Below are 15,932 nucleotides of genomic sequence, written 5' to 3'. Positions count from 1 at the left end.
GTAATTACAAACAATTTAATAGAAATATAACAATGCGACAAACCATCTCCATAACTAATTAAGCATATCCTCCTTATGCCAATACAAAAGCTCAACTGCCGCATTTACCGCAGCCGTTAATCCTGACTCACTATAAAAAGTACCGCGTATTTGTATGCTATGGCAAATTGCCGTTATAAAAGCATCGACCAATTCACTCGATGGTTTTGGCGCAGCAGTCCAGAACCGATCAATGCCACCCTGAAAAGCCAGCCCATCTACATCATAAATCGCATCACCTAAGGTAATCACTGGGCTACCCAGCTGCACAGCACGTATACCCACAGTGCTGTTGACCGTTACCACACCCTGTGAGTCTTGGATAATGTCATCCAGATTACCGCCGTCAAAATAATCTATACGTTCAGCGATACCCAGCTCTTTCGCCCAGCCACATATTATTTTTTTCCAGTTTTTCATGCCTGGATCTAACGGATGCACTTTGACCAGTAAGCGAGTATCCGCGTTAGCGTGTTTGGCAAAAGACTGCAACACTAGCCAAATAGCTTCTTCCAAACTATCAAATGGAGAATAGGAAACTATCTGGAAATCATTTTCCAGTTGCAGAGGGAATAAAAAATAACGCACACCATCGCTTTGCAATTCAGCCAATCTGCGAATTGCATGTTGATGCCCACGCTTAGCAAACAATAATCGTCTGCCGATGGAGAAATAATGCACTAACGGATGGTTACGTTTGTAAGGACGACGATAGTACGGAAACAGCCAGAAATAAAAGAAATTGGCAAAATGATAAAGCATGTCACCCCATGCCATAGTCCAGAAGCTATCAATATAGCGCTGCGCCAGCTCTGGCTTGGGCGCTTTGGCAGCCAAAGCCAATATGGCTTGCGGGTCTTTAGGAAAGTGCGAATCACCGCCCATGCCATCACGCTCAAACGCCATCCAGTCGGGGCGCAAGTAGCCAAAATCGGTCACCGTCACACGTATACCGCGCGCTTGCGCCAGCTTGATTGCATGCTGGTGATAGCTGCGCTGCTCACCTAACAGCACAATATCTGTTACGCCATTATTGTCATAAAAATTAGCGATAAACAGCGGCCAATCAGCCAGGCGACCACGATAATTCACTGTATTGGGTCCACGCCAGAACAACTGATCACCCAGGCATAAGTTAATCCCCGTGGTGCGACAACCCAACGCAGTCAGCCCACGCGCAACACGAGTAAAGAATGGCGACGGCAACCCCTGTAAAAACACCACATGCAAATTAGCCATTTTCATCCTTAAACCACTGATATGAGCGGCGCATCGTCTCGTCAAATTCTACGCGACTCACCCCACTGCTATCTGCGCGATGTGCCCGAATTTTCGCTGGGCTGTGTCCACATGTTTTGCCAAAAAACCGCACCAGCAAACGATGCAATAGTGGCTCATGACGAGGTGACAATGCTTTATGTACAGCTTCAAAAGCCCATGCCAATTTATCTGCAACCGTAAAAGGCAAATTGATCACCAGCCCCTTACCTGCAATAGCTCGGCGAAACACACGCAAAAATTCAGTCCAGTCCACATCATTATCATCACGCACGTTGTAACATTGCCGATGTGCAACAGGCGCAGTTGCCGCCCACACCACATCATCAACCAGATTATCTATATATACCAGCCCGGCATGGGTATGCCCGCCCGCTATGGTCAACATGACGCCTGATTTCAACTCCGCACCTATGCGCTCGATAAACTGACTTCTCGGCCCGATAACATTGCAAGGGCGTATGATGGCATAAGACATATTCGCTGCGTCGCCCAATGAGCGTACCAGATTCTCACCTTCCAACTTAGTCTTACCATAATCGAACTCACCACCTGTGGCAACACAAGTCTCGTCACACGGCGCATCAGGAAAGCCATATACATCAACCGTAGAAATATGTACCAAACGCGACAGATCAGGATTCACCCGTGCTATCGCCTGCATCAGATTACGTACACCCTGCACATTCACCGCTTCATAAGCCGCATACGTATCCCATGTTTTCACGTTTGCCGCACAATGGAATATCAGATGCACTTGACTGACCGCACTCGCCATTACCGCCTCATCAAGCACATCGCCGACGACGACTTCACATTGTTCACGCAGCAATGCAGACAGTTTCTGCGGATCGCGCACCAACACTTTCACTGCATAGCCATCATCGAGCAGGCGCTGCGCTAATCGGCTACCGATAAACCCTGTCGCCCCAGTGACCAGCACTAAATTATTCGTAGTGACTTGCATCTATGCCTTTAATGACCGAAAATCGGGTTGAAAAATTAACCTTACTACCACAATACTGCGCACAGTCCGACCCTATGCACACGCCAATATGAAAACAACAATATACAACAATATCAATGAAGTGCCGAAAGACCAATGGGACACACTGCAGAACGGTCACTCATGCACCTATGCTCACGAATTCTGGGCTATTCTTGAACGTGCAAAACTCAATGATTTCCGTTATCGCTATGCCATATTCTACGATGATAATGGCACACCACTCGCATTCACCAGTTTTTACACTATCACCACAGATATTGCCATTTTTGCGACAGGTGGACTGAAAACTACCATCGCTAAAATCCGCAAAATATTCCCTGGTTTTTTCCAGCTCAAAATGCTGGAATGCGGCACACCTATTACTCTGAACAAGCCGTTTGTTGCCAGTGACCACATCAGTGAAGTTGACATGATCACCGCGCTCAACAACATGCTAATGAGCCTGGCCAAACAACAGGGGCATTTCCTTATTGTTGTCCGTGACTTTGAACCAGAAACTGCAACTATACAACCTCTACTCACACAGCTAGGCTACCACGTAGTCGATAGTCTACCGACAACCTATATGGAAATAGCCTGGAAAACACCCGCTGCCTACCTTGCGGCGATGAAAAGCTACTACCGCAGCAAATTACTCAAGCACTTACGCATCAACGAAAAACAAGGCATACGCCATGAGCTGCACGATGATTTCGATCATCTCGCGGACACGCTATGCAACCAATGGCTAGTGGTACACAACCACGCCAGCGAATATCAACGCGAAATCCTCACCCCTGAATTCTATTGTGGATTTTCAGCAGAACTCGGTGCGCGCTCCAAAGCCATCCTGTTCTACCGCCAGGACGAACTTATCGGCCACGCTTTATTGCTCATGGATGGCACACTACTACGATGGCTGTATTTCGGACGTACTGATGCGGTGAACGACAGTCTGTACATCTATGTTGCACACAAAGTGGTTGAAACTGCCATCAACCTGGGCGCCACTCGACTAGAACTTGGGCTGACCACTTATCCGATCAAGAAAGACCTGGGTGCTTATATGTCACCGCTGAAACTGGCACTGAAAGCGCCGTCACGCTTGATCAATCCGTTTGTCGGCTTCTTCTACCCGTTACTCAATCAAACACCCGAGATTCACAACAAATCTATTTTTAAATAAGAGCAAGTTTAACCGGATATGCGGATTTCGTAATTGATTGATCTTATATCTGCTCTTTCTCAATCATTGAAATCAGGACAGCAAAGAATATCATCAGATGATACAATAAACCATGCAAGATGATCTTGGTATTGAAACCTTACTAAACCTTAATGATTATGTGATTAGTCAGGATGGTGGTTATTGGGTAAAAATTGAGGCGTGGACAGTGCTGGCGAACGATAATATTCCACATGGGATACGTTATTCTTTAACGCTGCATGAACCATATGGAAAGCGTATCTTAGGTTACGACAATAGTCATGCCATCAAGTTACCAAAGAAGTACAAATTTGCAGGGCAACGCTTACCCTATGATCATAAACATCGCCATGTTTCAGATCGAGGCGTTCCATATGAGTTCACAAATGCGCATCAACTACTTGCCGACTTTTTTGCTGAGGTAGATATTTTGCTGACGGAGTTATTAAAATGAAAACACTTACTATAGGAATTATGTCACAGGATAAAATTCGTGAGCGCGTGCTTGCTATCGCCAAAGGCGATATTACACCTGTTGAAAATGAACCCAAGATTTGGTTTACCTCAATGCGTTCTTTAGCTGAGGTATTGAGCGACGAAAACCGTGCATTACTCAAGGTGATTTTTGAACAAAACCCGCAGTCCATTAGTAGCCTGGCTGCCATGACTGGACGCAAATCAAGCAACCTTTCACGCACATTAAAAACCATGTCCAATTACGGCATTGTGGAAATGCGACGTGAGAATCACCATGTTCGCCCAATAGCAAGAGCGACGGATTTTCAAATACTGGCGGCTTAATTAAAAAATAAGCACCTTCAACCTAGAAACGGCAGTTGAACACGTTGAAGTGTGCGTTCATCGCGGTGCAGGGCAAGGCGCGACAAACCTGAATGGCTATTCCATTCAGGTGCGAAGCAACGCCGCCATGTGCCGTGAGGGGCGTGCAATTCAACGGGTAACGCAGTCACCAAACAGGTAACGGTGTCTGGTCGCTTTAAAGATAGCGTAATAACATTGGCTCAAGTTGGCGTTTATAGAGGTCTGTAGTGTGCTGACAGGCAAAACAGTTCTTCAAGAAGCGCCAAACCTGACGTGGGATTTTAGCGAGGTTTTGCCACATGGCGCGCAACAGAACGCCGCTATCCGTATGGTTGTAAACAGAAAGCTTCTTCTGGTGTTTTTTATCCTGAGTGTAGTCCAGTTTATCCAATGCCAAATCTTGCTGTCGCCGCATCAAGAATAAGCGCGTCAAAATGGTTGTGACAATCCCGAGCAATGCTTGCTGTTCGATCGCAACTGGACTTTTCCCCCAGGCTTTGGCTCCAGCCAAATCATTTTTAAAGGAATCGTAGTATTTTTCCTTATCCCAGCGGCGATGATAAAGGAACGCCACCACCCCGGGCAGTAGTTTTAGATCATTGGTCAAGTATTCGTAGTCAATCCCCTCCGGGGAGTGGAACCCGATCAAACGCCACGCTCCCTGAGAACTTTGCAATTTTACCGTTCGATCATATAACACCCCTTGGTGACTGGTATTGAGGACAATGGGATTTTCGTTCATCACGGAATACTTAAGTGTGGATTTCATGCGCGTGATGACGGTACTGCCATAAAGCTTCAGTCGCTGATCCCAGAAGCGTCCATCAATATAAGCGCGATCCACCACATGGATTGCCTCCTTCACCCGCAACCAATGCAATCCTTTCGCTTCTTCGTATTTTAAAACACGCATTTCCCCGAGAGAACGTGTTTCGGTAGTCACGGTCAGTGCGATGCCATGACGCACATCAAAATGGGACAGCAGCATATGGCCCTTTTGATTGTCATGGCCGCCATCAATATTGGGGTAGCGAGGGTGATAGTGTGCCGACTCTGTCTGATAGGTCGCATCCGTTGCAATAACTTCACGCGACCCGATTCCCTCTACATGAGCGAGCAAATCAGGCAAGCTATTTCGTGCCAACTCAACGAGTTGCACAACGGCTGGGCGCAGTATATCTCGACGCACAGGGGAAGCTAGGGCATCCGACCAGGTGGCGCGGGCAATGGGTGTAATCGACTGATTGGCATCAAAATGAAACAGCGTTTGAATATATTCACGTAACGAACTGGCATCAAGTATCTGTCGTAGACAACCTGACATAATTAAGGTCGCCATGGGGATAGTTTTGAAAATAGCATCGCTAAAGCGTGATTTTTCCAGTATCGTTGCCATCGGCGAAAACCATTCATCAAGTACGGTTCCAGTGAGGAAAAACGGTGCGACGTTGCGGCGATCAGCGCTCATAAAAATAGAATAAACAAGTAGTTGCGAATAAAAAATTCAAAATTTTTTTGCCTGATATGTCAAGCATTTTCTTTGTCTATTTCAATTGATTGCGCAGGGGCGAATAAAGTCTGCTTAACCAAAAAATTCATTTTTTAATGCAAGGAGCTTGGAGCCTGCTGAAATCCCGCTACAATCGACGTTGCAGATGACATAAGCATGGCTTGGCCAGACACCGTTACCAAATGGGTGACAGGTAAATCAACAAAACAAACCTTAAGCATGATGATGTTAACTCCGCAAATTAGCGGTCAACTGCCGTTTCTAGGTTCAGCCCCAGGGTGTTGCCGAGGAATGGAACGCCGCCGTAACGTCCCATCAGATAGCCGCGTTCCAGTGCTTCGTTCTTGCGCGGGCTGAACTCGGACAAGCTGACCAAGGCCGAGGTCTGATCATGGTCTTTTTCCACGAACCACACTTGATCGCGTCGGAACAGATCTGGTGCGTCCAGCAGTGACGTGTCGTGAGTAGTAAAGATCAGCTGCGCACCGCTGGTGTTGATCTCAGGGCGGTGGAACAGTCGCACCAGTTCGCGCACCAGCAAAGTGTGCAAACTGGTGTCGAGTTCATCTATGACCAACGTTAGTCCTTTACTGAGGATATCCAGCACTGGCCCGGCAAGAAACAGTAGATTGCGCGTGCCATTGGACTCGTCCATCAAATCAAACACGGCTTTGCCATGTTCGGTGACGTGGTGGAAGCGTAGCCTATGCTCCTCCATCGCTTCTGATCGCACTTCAGTTTTACCGGCCACCAAGTCAAAATGCACGGCCTGCCCAGGAACCTTACGTGTTTCCACATCAATGTCGGCGATACTGATATCGGCGGCAGAGAGGAAATTGCAGATGTCCTTGCGGTCGTCAGCCTGCTTAAGCATCTGGATAGACACCTGTGGACTGAGTTGGGCTTGCTCGTTGAAGATGACCAATCGATTCATGAACCAGTCGAACACAGGGCGTAATGCTTCGCTATTCAGTTGCACAGCCATCGATAGGAAGAGTGCATTAGGACGAGTGGCACCTTCCCACAGATTCTTGGGGCCTTTCAGGCCGGAACCGAAATCGTAGACATCCTTGCCGGTGTCGGTGTCAAAGTGACGCGTGAACCAGCGCTGAGGCTTGAACGCCTTGTAAACCAGCAGATGTTCACTGACGATGCGCTGTGCAGTCATAGCAAAGCCATACTGGTAGCGCACACCATCAAGCAGGAACGTAACCTCGAACTCGCTAGGCTGGCTGGTGGAATCGACATCAAGTCCGAATGGCTGCACTGCAAAGGTCTGACCAGGCTGGATGGCTGTCGCCGACTCGATCACCACGCCGCGCATGTATTGCAGCGCTTTGATGAAATTGGACTTACCGCTTGCGTTGGCACCATAAACTACCGCACTGCGCAACAGGGTTGGAGCGGCACTGATGCCAGTTGCTTGCGTGTTGGTGTCCTGGAGGGTCTTGTCCTTGGACGCAACAAGACTAAGCACCTGCTCGTCGCGAAGGCTGCGAAAATTCTTGACACGGAACTCTACCAGCATTGAATTCACCTTGAAAAACTAAAATATATACATATTATGAATATATATCGCAAAAATTCAAGTTATTTTTTAATAAATAACCATGCAAACTACACCAACCACCCACTACCGCACCCCAATAATCCGCCGCAAAAACAGCCTGACAAACTTACGCCACCAGGTTGTGCGCCCTCCCGTCTGCGCCAGCCAGGCAGACAATTCATCCAATGCCTGCTCTGGTGTAATCAAACGCTGACCATCACGGCTCAAATACAGCGGATACAAAATCAACACGGCCGCCACTAACTCGTCCAAACTCACACGTCGACTACGTCGAGCTATTGGCATCACATCCTGCGTCAAACCCCAGCCTGCATAAAATGGCTGACCGTAACAAGTCACAGGCTTACCACGCAACAGCGCCTCAAAACCAGCCAAAGACGTAATCACGTGCACCTCATCAACCATGGTAAGTAAATCACCCATCGCTACATCAGTCACCACCTCATCACACCAGCGAGAGGCGGTCTGCTCATTCTGACCCTCAGCGCGCAAGCGCGCGAACACATCAGGATGCGGCTTATACACCACATACGCCTCGGGATGTGCGGACCGTACTGCCTGCAATAATCCCATATTAGTACGCTCACCAGGCGCACCAAACGCCAACGATGCATCACTCTCTACCTGTCCGGGCACCAGGATCACTCGTGCCGCATTCGCAGGGCGCTCCCATTTTCCCGCACCTACATTGTATTTTGTCAGACCAGTCGCCACTACGCGTGCGCGCAAATCAACCGCTCTGGCAAGCATAGCCGCATCAAACTGCGTCTGTGCCAGCAACTGCTCCAAATCCGATATCCGCGTTGCATCGTAGTAAATACCTTGCTGATCGACTATCCACGACATTGGGCGCACCAAATCCGCACCCAGACCCACTGAGCGCAGAAAGCCATCTTCCATCCGCCACACCCGAACATCGGCAGCCACACCCTCAGGCACAGGGCGCATCCCCCACAACACCAAAGTCGCATCCGTCGGCAGTTTGTCTACGGATTCAATAAACACCACCTGGAACGCAGGGAAACACTGCTTCACCACAGGATGCTTCCAGTAGGGAAACTGATAAATGTAAAGTAATTTAGGCATTGGAGTATTGCTCGTAAAATTAATGATATCAGGAACAACTCGATACTAAAGCAATGCCTGGCGCTGCTTCAGCAAGAATGGTCGATCTATGTGTGACGCCAACTCTTTTAGAATCGCAGCACTAACCCAACTTTAACACACTAAAAAATATTCACTTTATTATCAACATGTTGTATTGATAAAAAAATCGGAGTGGCACTACAAGCTCGTCATTTTGGTCAAATGATCATTTTTTTAATGCCGCCAGGTGCAGGAGTTACTCCCAGTATTTTGTAGATATTCATCAGGTCTGGTTCAGCGACGGTGGTTTTGCGCACATGCAATGTGCTGCCATCACTGCGTTTGAATGTGGCAGTTACCCGGCGCTGTACGCCGAGTGTGGCGCGCAATCCTGTCCACGACAGGTGAATGCTGGCTGTTTTGAGTTTCGTGCGTATGATTTGTACCGCTTGATACGCCAGTGCGGTAATGAACAAATGCCCATCGACACGCGCTTGTTTCGAGTGGTGTACAGGGCGCAACCCCAATTCACTTTTCAGGGTGCGAAACACGCTTTCCAGATCGGTCAGCATCGTATAGGTACGCCACAACTTTTCTGCATCCCAATCCGTTTCGTTGCTGCGCAGGCAATACACGCCAGGGTGGGTCATCATGGTGCCGTCTATGGGCATCTTTGTCCACGTCAACTGGGTAGCTTGCTTGCCCGATTCATTTGCCGTGAGCTCAATCTGGTAATGCTGGCTGGCACCCCGGCTTTTTTCCTTGAGTCGCCCGATGCGCTCCATGAGTTTGTCGTAACGCTTTTCCCCTCGCGGCTTGACAAGGCCATCTGCCAGTTTTTGCAATCCCGCTTCGTATCCTGCAGCAAATCGTGCGAGCATGGCACTCTCTTTCTTCTCCCTCCCGACGGAGTGACAGTACAAACGAACTTCCCGCCCATCTTCGCTGAGTTCACGCTGAATCTGTAACGCTTCGCCCTGCCTGGTTTCAATGTCGATGGCACGCAATTCATCAAATTGCCGTGCACCACGCCGACTGACTACCAAATACCGGTAACCGTGTTCAACCAGCCAAACCAGATTCGCTTCGGTCGCAATGCCTCGGTCCATAATGACCAATGCACCTGTCGGTGCGTTCAATCCATCCAGCATGCCTTGCAGGGTGGTGCATTCGGCTACATTGCCATCAAACAGTTTCGTTCGTTTGAGAAAGCCGCTCCCGTCCAATACTGCACCCAATGTGACCAAGGGGCAATCACTGCGCTTTTCTTTGGAACGTCCTCGTTTGGCTTGCTCGTTATCCGCAGCGTCACCTTCGAAATAGGTGTTGGTCAAGTCATATAATGTGACTGTTTCATCCAAACAGAACAGTGAGTTGACCGCAGCATAAATATGCTGCTCCAGGCATTCGCGGTGTTTGATGAGTACGTCAGAAGCCTGATACATGCGCGTATGGGGCATGGCTTCGTAATCGAAATCGATCAGCTCACCCAGCGCGCTTTCCGCTCGTAACCATTTCCATGTCGACCATTCCGATGCGGGTCTCGCCATACGTCCAATGACATTGCCCAGAATCGCCGCTCGCATCACACCGTTGATGCCCAATTCGGTTAATTTCTCAACGAAACCGACTTCAGACAACGCATACAGTCCGAGATGCTCTATCCCTACAGCACGGGGTTTCGTCAGTTGCAGGGTATCAACATCTACCTCGTGAATATCCTGCGCAGGTTCAGTGACACCCCCCAAGTCAGCAGCAACTTGTTGCGGTATGCTTTCCAGCAGTCGTGCCGCATAACGTTGTGCGGCTTTTTCGAGGGATTCCGGTACAGACCCTGGCAGTAACACAGCCTGGCTGCCGTTCAATTCGTCAATTCGTTGACACAGCAATGGCCAATCATGCTGCTCAATCGGAAAGTGCCGCCCCAGATTCAACAAAGTGACTTGCCGTACTTTGCCACCGACTCGTTCAGAGCGAACGAGTCGGTGAGTGAAGTAGGATTCACCTGTCGTTTTGTTGTTGGTTTGGGTTCGTCGAATAAACATGCCGCGAGCGTACCAGAAAAACAAGGGGGAAAACCACTTTTTAACAGGCTTGAATAAAATATTATGGCACTACAAAACGGTTTTCTGAAACACAAAAAATGACAACCTATAAAAATCAAACGGATATATCAAAATCAAAATGCAAATCCGACGTTTTTTTGGGAATTGGCGTTAAAGTTGGGTTAGGAATGTGCTCTTACCTACTCTGCGTGGCGCTGCGAGGAACATCCCTGAACGAGCGTCAATAATGCCGCCGCCAGCCAGCACATCGCAAAACTGCGTAGCTAGCTGAGGTCTATGAAAAGAAAATTGAGCCATAATAAGCGCCTTAAGCAATGGATTATGCCAAATTATACAACTTTACATAATTTATGTAAATTTACATAATTTGGCATAATCCACGCTTAAACAAATAGTAACAGCCACACCAGAAATAATTCGCAATATCGCAAACACACTCCCGCCAACCTTTCCTCAACATGTGTCTCAACCCATACTCCATGGGTTAACAGATTCGGCAAAAAAACTAGCGGCCACCCCAAACACTGTCACATAACATGTGAACAAATCCACATTCCCTCAATGCCTTTCAACCCTCGCCCAATCGCGCCAGCAAACCATCCACTTTAACAAAATGCTCACCCCAACTCGGCGTCTTGAAATGCGATATCCGCTGCAACTGCGCTGCGCGTGATTCGCTATTCGGCTGTGCATAATCCATCACCCGTTCTGCCCAGCGCAGCCCATCCAGCGGGTCAATATATTCAGGAATATCCGCAGCAATCTCATGAAACACCGCCAAGTCACTGGCAATTACCGGCACACCCAACGCCAACGCCTCGACTAGTGGCATACCATAACCCTCAACAAAGGAAGGGAATAACAAGGCTCGCGCATGATGCAAATAAGTCACCAGCATTTCATCCGGGCAATCCGCCAGCTCAATCACAAACCCCTTAAGCACAGCGCAACGTTCCAGCAAATCCACCACATTCTCACATTCCCAGCCCCGCTGCCCTATCACCACCAAGCGCGGCGCGTGTTCGCCAAATTGCTCCACCAGACGCCGCCACACTTGTAATAGCAGCACATGATTCTTGCGTGGCTCTATGGTGCTCAATACTACAAAATACGGCGCATCCACAGGGCACGTACTCGCCACACAATGCGCGGGACCAGGCGCTAACAACCCAACCACCGCAGGCGGCATAGGTAATTGTGACTGCGCGGCGAACTGGCTCAAATCATCCAATGTCGCCTGCGAATTCGCCACCACGCCATACCCCAAAGACAACACATGACGCATACGCTGTCGATGCTTCACATCCTCACCCGCACGACAATACTCAGGGTGCGTAATCGGGATCAAATCATGCACCACAAACACAGGACGCACGCCCAATTTACGCAACATCGCCACATATGCATCCTCATGCAAACCCGTATGCCCCGTATTCAGCAATATATACCCCGCCACATCCTGCAACCAGCCGCCAGCCAATATCCCCCGCGCAACAATCCACACCGCACCACGCGGCTGCACGGGTGCCGCCAGCCAGGCAAACAAAGCCGCCGACTGCGCGCGCGGCAACACCCACAACCGCCCCGCCCAGCGCACCACCGCCTGAGCCTGCGCGCCAAAATGCTGTACATATGCCAGCCCGACCCTATCCACCCCAGTTGGCAAACGCCCATCCATAAAACGGCTCACCAAACGAGTGACGTCAATTAATATTTTCATTACTATCCCCACAACATACGAAACAATTAATGCCGATTTTGCAAAAAATTATTAAATCACGGCAGCTGTTGGGCAACATGCTTAACGCGCAATATCTCTATCGTTTCGTTCTGTATCCAGTAAATCACCAGGTAGTTAGAATGCGCCACGAGCTCACGCGTGCCGCGCTTGCGGCCGAGCCTAAAAGATTTTGGATATATCCGTAATTGCGCTGCTTTGTCCTCAATCTCGTTGGCCAGCTTTTCGGCTGCATCCGGATTGTCACGAGCGATATACGTTACGATATTAAGCAGGTCTACTCTGGCCTGTTTTTTCCATGCCAGGTCAAGCACGTTTAGCGGCCCGTGCATTTGCGATTACCGCTCTTACATCTTTCATCACGGTATCATGCGAAATAGTGGGGCTGGTATCGTCGATAGCCTCCTGCACCTCTGCTTTTAGCCATTTGTTATAGGCGGCGGCTTCATGTGCGCTTTTCATCGCTTCGGATCGGTCTGGCCTGTTGCGGGTTGCTTTAAGGGTATCGGGGTCATAGTTCACAGCATCCACATCGAACCGGGCAATACCAATCCCCTTGAGATAACTCACCAGCGTCTCAAACTTACGGAAGATCCGCACCTTGTGACTACGTTGCGCGGCCAAGGCACGCTCAGTCATGCCGTATTTCACCAGGATACCCCAGCCGCCATTCTGGCCGACGATGCGCGCACTGTGAACGGCACCGGCTTCTGCCAGCCGGGAAAGGGTAGTGTGGTCTATGGTTTCGGTGCTCATGCTTTTCTCCGTGCTATTGCGGTTAATATAATGGTTATCTTACTCGCAATTAATTGAAAAATGCAATACACGCTTTGATTGGCCGCGCTCGCGATTTGTCATAACACCCGCGACATGACACCCCCATACACCCATACAAACTCGCGGGCGTGAACCCACCAACAACAGCAGACATAACGCAACCAAAATGTAATATAATCACAATACAATGAGCAATTCGTAGCTGTATCGTACGCACACAAAATAGGAACAACCTTGAATAACGCAACAGCCAACATCATCGACCGCATCAAAAATATAAATCGTTTATTCCTATTCTCCGTCGTCATCCCCACACTGCTATCCACCCTCTACTTTGGGTTGATTGCTTCCAATGTTTATATTTCCGAATCCCGATTTGTGATTTACAGCCCAGGGCAAAATTTCAGCGCATCAGGGCTAGGCAGCTTATTAGGCAACATATCTGGCAACAGCTCCAGCAACGCTACTTACGCCATCCATGATTACATAGACTCATGGGACGCAATGCGCGAGCTTGATAAAACCTACGACCTCAAGTCCATATACGGCAATCACCAGATAGACATTTTCAATCGATTTGGTGGGCTGCTCTACCCGTTTGTCAATAACGTTGAGCTGCATCGCTACTACCAATCCAAAGTGCTAGACAGCATAGACAGCACCAGCAACATCAGCAAGCTCACGACCCGCGCCTACAGTGCAGCAGACGCGCAAAAAATCAACACATTCCTGTTACAAAAAAGCCAAAATCTTGTCAATCAGCTCAATACCGATGCCCGACAAAAAGCCGTGCTCTATGCACAAAATCAGGTCGATATAGCCAAACAGAATTTGCGCAATGCAACCATCAACCTCGCCCAATACAGAAACGCACAAAAAATCTACAGCCCACCCGAACAGTCAGCGCTACAACTGACCATGGTAGCCAAATTGCAAGATCAGCTTCTTGCAAGCAAAAGCCAGCTCGAAGCTATCCGCAGCCGCGCCCCCAATAATCCACAAATATCATCACTTGAAGGTAATGTTCGTTTATTAGAAAGCCAGATCAACGAACAAACAGGCAAAGTGAGTGGCTCAAGCCAATCCATGGCTAGCAAAGATGTCAAATACACCGGTTTACAAGTTGATCAAGTGATTGCACAAAAACTACTTGAAGCAGCCGTCACCTCATTTGAGCAAGCCAAAATCACCTCGCAAAAACAAGAATTCTACTTAGAAACCATCAGCCAGCCCAATTTGCCCGATGCCTCGCAGGAACCCAAGCGTTTTCAGAATATATTAGCCACACTCTTGGTATCGCTTATCGTATGGGGCATATTAACCATCGTTATAGCGGGTGTAAGAGAGCACCATGATCGCTAGACCCAAAACCAGCTTCTGGTATCAACTCGGCATACAGCGTCGCGTCATCTGGGCGCTGGTGATGCGTGAAATGATCACCCGCTTTGGTCGTGAGGGCTTGGGCGTATTGTGGCTGGTAGGCGAGCCTGCAATGTTTATTGTGGGCGTCATGATCATTTTTTCCCTGGTTGACCAAGCTCACGGCGGCATCTCCGTAGCCGAATACCTCGCAGTAAGCTACCCCACCATCATTTTATGGCGCAATACCACAGGGCGTGTCGCCAAAGCACTTGAGGCTAATGCCGCACTGTTACACCTCAACCCCATCCGCCCGGTTGATTTATTTTATTCGCGCATAGTACTTGAATTTTCAGGTGCCATCGCCAGCTTCCTGATTCTCTACCTTGTCTTCGTCGCCATCGGCATTTGCCAATGGCCAGACAACGTATTGCTCATGACATTCGGTTACTTTATGGTGGCATGGTTCTCGTTTGGTTTTGTACTCATCATGGGCGCACTCTCCGAATTAAGCGAGACCATTGATCGGGTATCACACATCATCCTGTACCTCATGCTACCGTTCTCAGGGATATTCATGCCTGCACACCTCGTGCCAGATCAATACAGAGACCTGCTCTTACTCACACCGCTCATCAACACTGTCGAAATGTTCCACGCAGGCTATTTTGGTGACCGCATGGTCACTTACTATTCCATCCCCTACACCATGTCCATCAACTTGCTGATGACATTTGCAGGCTTGTTATTGGTCAACATCGCCATACGGCGCGTGAAGTTGTGAGATAGCCATGTTCCAGCTCACCAACGTCTATAAAAGCTACCCCATACACCACGGCAAGTCTGAGCGCATGGTGCTGAAAAACATCAACCTGCGCGTAGAAAAAGGCGAGAAATGGGGCATCCTGGGCAGAAACGGCGCAGGCAAATCCACCATGATCCGCCTCATCAGCGGCGCAGAATTTCCGCGCTCGGGTCACATCACCCGCGACATGACCATCTCCTGGCCACTTGCGTTTGGTGGCACCTTCCAGGGCAGCCTCACAGGGCGGGATAATGTCAAACTCATCTGTCGCGTATATAACATCGACTTTGAAACCTGCATCGCCTTCGTCGAAGAATTCGCCGAGCTGGGTGCCTACCTGCGTGAACCCGTCAAAAGCTATTCTTCAGGCATGGCTTCACGCTTGGCATTTGCCATATCCATGTCAGTGGAATTTGATTGCTTTCTGATTGATGAAGGCATGTCGGTGGGTGACTACCGCTTCCACCAAAAGTGCAACAATGAGTTGTTTGAAAAACGCGGCGACCGCGCCATGATAATCGTCGCGCACCAAATGGATCTCATCCGCGCGCATTGCGACCGCGCCGCCGTGCTGCATAACGGCGAGCTCACCGTATATGGCACAGTTGAAGAAGCCATAGGGATATATAATGCCTTATAAATTCAACACCAGCATTACATCCCAGAGAGCAGTGATGATTCACAAAC

Annotated in this window: 16 protein-coding genes; 6 read left to right on the top strand and 10 right to left on the bottom strand. The window is 49.0% G+C overall.

What is annotated here, in order from left to right; all coding sequences use genetic code 11:
• Positions 1-54 precede the first annotated feature (54 nt).
• Both SFSGTM_RS07665 and SFSGTM_RS07660 read right to left on the bottom strand, forming a co-directional pair.
• Positions 55-1,278, bottom strand: a complete 1,224-nt coding sequence (locus SFSGTM_RS07665; protein WP_162084645.1) for a capsule polysaccharide biogenesis protein — start codon at positions 1,276-1,278, stop codon at positions 55-57.
• The gene (locus SFSGTM_RS07660; protein ID WP_162084644.1) at positions 1,271-2,284 is read right to left on the bottom strand and encodes an NAD-dependent epimerase/dehydratase family protein; all 1,014 of its coding nucleotides are present in this window, start codon (positions 2,282-2,284) and stop codon (positions 1,271-1,273) included. Before SFSGTM_RS07660 ends, SFSGTM_RS07665 begins: the two co-directional genes overlap by 8 nt.
• 88 nt (positions 2,285-2,372) lie before the next feature.
• On the opposite strand from SFSGTM_RS07660, the gene SFSGTM_RS07655 reads away from it, so the two are divergent.
• From SFSGTM_RS07655 to SFSGTM_RS07645, 3 genes are all read left to right on the top strand, one after another.
• The gene (locus SFSGTM_RS07655; RefSeq protein ID WP_162084643.1) at positions 2,373-3,491 is read left to right on the top strand and encodes a GNAT family N-acetyltransferase; all 1,119 of its coding nucleotides are present in this window, start codon (positions 2,373-2,375) and stop codon (positions 3,489-3,491) included.
• A gap of 112 nt (positions 3,492-3,603) precedes the next feature.
• Positions 3,604-3,966 carry a toxin-antitoxin system TumE family protein gene (locus SFSGTM_RS07650; RefSeq protein WP_162084642.1) on the top strand — a complete coding sequence of 121 codons (363 nt, stop codon included), beginning with the start codon at positions 3,604-3,606 and terminating at the stop codon, positions 3,964-3,966.
• Entirely contained in the window at positions 3,963-4,313 is a 351-nt protein-coding gene (locus tag SFSGTM_RS07645) for an HVO_A0114 family putative DNA-binding protein (RefSeq protein WP_162084641.1), read from the top strand. Before SFSGTM_RS07650 ends, SFSGTM_RS07645 begins: the two co-directional genes overlap by 4 nt.
• Before the next feature lie 196 nt (positions 4,314-4,509).
• On the opposite strand, the gene SFSGTM_RS07640 is transcribed toward SFSGTM_RS07645, so the two are convergent.
• The 8 genes from SFSGTM_RS07640 to SFSGTM_RS07605 form a co-directional block, all read right to left on the bottom strand.
• Positions 4,510-5,802: a hypothetical protein gene (locus SFSGTM_RS07640; protein WP_162084640.1), complete on the bottom strand. Its 1,293-nt coding sequence runs from the start codon at positions 5,800-5,802 to the stop codon at positions 4,510-4,512.
• 283 nt (positions 5,803-6,085) lie between these two features.
• Positions 6,086-7,372 carry an AAA family ATPase gene (locus tag SFSGTM_RS07635; protein ID WP_162084639.1) on the bottom strand — a complete coding sequence of 429 codons (1,287 nt, stop codon included), beginning with the start codon at positions 7,370-7,372 and terminating at the stop codon, positions 6,086-6,088.
• A 105-nt stretch (positions 7,373-7,477) separates the two neighbouring features.
• On the bottom strand, positions 7,478-8,500 hold the full coding sequence (locus SFSGTM_RS07630; RefSeq protein WP_162084638.1) for a capsular polysaccharide export protein, LipB/KpsS family: 1,023 nt from the start codon (positions 8,498-8,500) through the stop codon (positions 7,478-7,480).
• Between the two features lie 218 nt (positions 8,501-8,718).
• Complete coding sequence (locus tag SFSGTM_RS07625; RefSeq protein ID WP_162084619.1) at positions 8,719-10,545, bottom strand: IS1634 family transposase; 1,827 nt, start codon at positions 10,543-10,545, stop codon at positions 8,719-8,721.
• A 171-nt stretch (positions 10,546-10,716) separates the two neighbouring features.
• On the bottom strand, positions 10,717-10,863 hold the full coding sequence (locus SFSGTM_RS07620) for a hypothetical protein (RefSeq protein WP_162084637.1): 147 nt from the start codon (positions 10,861-10,863) through the stop codon (positions 10,717-10,719).
• A 271-nt stretch (positions 10,864-11,134) separates the two neighbouring features.
• Entirely contained in the window at positions 11,135-12,286 is a 1,152-nt protein-coding gene (locus SFSGTM_RS07615) for a glycosyltransferase family 4 protein (protein WP_162084636.1), read from the bottom strand.
• Positions 12,287-12,342: 56 nt separating this feature from the next.
• Positions 12,343-12,618, bottom strand: coding sequence for a type II toxin-antitoxin system RelE/ParE family toxin (locus tag SFSGTM_RS07610; RefSeq protein ID WP_232526067.1), 276 nt, complete (start codon positions 12,616-12,618; stop codon positions 12,343-12,345).
• Positions 12,611-13,060 (bottom strand): antitoxin PaaA2 family protein, encoded by a 450-nt coding sequence (locus tag SFSGTM_RS07605; RefSeq protein ID WP_162084634.1) that lies wholly within the window; start codon positions 13,058-13,060, stop codon positions 12,611-12,613. Before SFSGTM_RS07605 ends, SFSGTM_RS07610 begins: the two co-directional genes overlap by 8 nt.
• 255 nt (positions 13,061-13,315) lie before the next feature.
• Here SFSGTM_RS07605 and SFSGTM_RS07600 point away from each other — a divergent pair, with 255 nt between their 5' ends.
• Genes SFSGTM_RS07600 through SFSGTM_RS07590 form a run of 3 tightly spaced genes read left to right on the top strand, consistent with a single transcriptional unit; the run spans position 13,316 to position 15,885 of the window.
• Entirely contained in the window at positions 13,316-14,443 is a 1,128-nt protein-coding gene (locus tag SFSGTM_RS07600) for a KpsE/RkpR family capsule polysaccharide export protein (RefSeq protein ID WP_198420628.1), read from the top strand.
• Entirely contained in the window at positions 14,433-15,224 is a 792-nt protein-coding gene (locus SFSGTM_RS07595; protein WP_162084633.1) for an ABC transporter permease, read from the top strand. The genes SFSGTM_RS07600 and SFSGTM_RS07595 overlap by 11 nt, the downstream gene beginning before the upstream one ends.
• A gap of 7 nt (positions 15,225-15,231) precedes the next feature.
• The gene (locus tag SFSGTM_RS07590) at positions 15,232-15,885 is read left to right on the top strand and encodes an ABC transporter ATP-binding protein (RefSeq protein ID WP_162084632.1); all 654 of its coding nucleotides are present in this window, start codon (positions 15,232-15,234) and stop codon (positions 15,883-15,885) included.
• Positions 15,886-15,932: the final 47 nt, after the last annotated feature.

The organism is Sulfuriferula nivalis (assembly GCF_009937995.1).
GTDB classification, from domain to species: domain Bacteria; phylum Pseudomonadota; class Gammaproteobacteria; order Burkholderiales; family Sulfuriferulaceae; genus Sulfuriferula; species Sulfuriferula nivalis.
Note: the sequence above shows the minus strand (reverse complement) of the source record. Positions and strands in the feature narration are given on the sequence as shown.

Coding starts and splice junctions, on each gene's coding strand:
- SFSGTM_RS07640 (WP_162084640.1), bottom strand. CDS start 5,802: ATGAGCGCTGATCGCCGCAACGTCGCACCGTTTTTCCTCACTGGAACC.
- SFSGTM_RS07605 (WP_162084634.1), bottom strand. CDS start 13,060: ATGAGCACCGAAACCATAGACCACACTACCCTTTCCCGGCTGGCAGAA.
- SFSGTM_RS07655 (WP_162084643.1), top strand. CDS start 2,373: ATGAAAACAACAATATACAACAATATCAATGAAGTGCCGAAAGACCAA.
- SFSGTM_RS07645 (WP_162084641.1), top strand. CDS start 3,963: ATGAAAACACTTACTATAGGAATTATGTCACAGGATAAAATTCGTGAG.
- SFSGTM_RS07595 (WP_162084633.1), top strand. CDS start 14,433: ATGATCGCTAGACCCAAAACCAGCTTCTGGTATCAACTCGGCATACAG.
- SFSGTM_RS07630 (WP_162084638.1), bottom strand. CDS start 8,500: ATGCCTAAATTACTTTACATTTATCAGTTTCCCTACTGGAAGCATCCT.
- SFSGTM_RS07665 (WP_162084645.1), bottom strand. CDS start 1,278: ATGGCTAATTTGCATGTGGTGTTTTTACAGGGGTTGCCGTCGCCATTC.
- SFSGTM_RS07620 (WP_162084637.1), bottom strand. CDS start 10,863: ATGGCTCAATTTTCTTTTCATAGACCTCAGCTAGCTACGCAGTTTTGC.
- SFSGTM_RS07650 (WP_162084642.1), top strand. CDS start 3,604: ATGCAAGATGATCTTGGTATTGAAACCTTACTAAACCTTAATGATTAT.
- SFSGTM_RS07615 (WP_162084636.1), bottom strand. CDS start 12,286: ATGAAAATATTAATTGACGTCACTCGTTTGGTGAGCCGTTTTATGGAT.
- SFSGTM_RS07590 (WP_162084632.1), top strand. CDS start 15,232: ATGTTCCAGCTCACCAACGTCTATAAAAGCTACCCCATACACCACGGC.
- SFSGTM_RS07660 (WP_162084644.1), bottom strand. CDS start 2,284: ATGCAAGTCACTACGAATAATTTAGTGCTGGTCACTGGGGCGACAGGG.
- SFSGTM_RS07625 (WP_162084619.1), bottom strand. CDS start 10,545: ATGTTTATTCGACGAACCCAAACCAACAACAAAACGACAGGTGAATCC.
- SFSGTM_RS07635 (WP_162084639.1), bottom strand. CDS start 7,372: ATGCTGGTAGAGTTCCGTGTCAAGAATTTTCGCAGCCTTCGCGACGAG.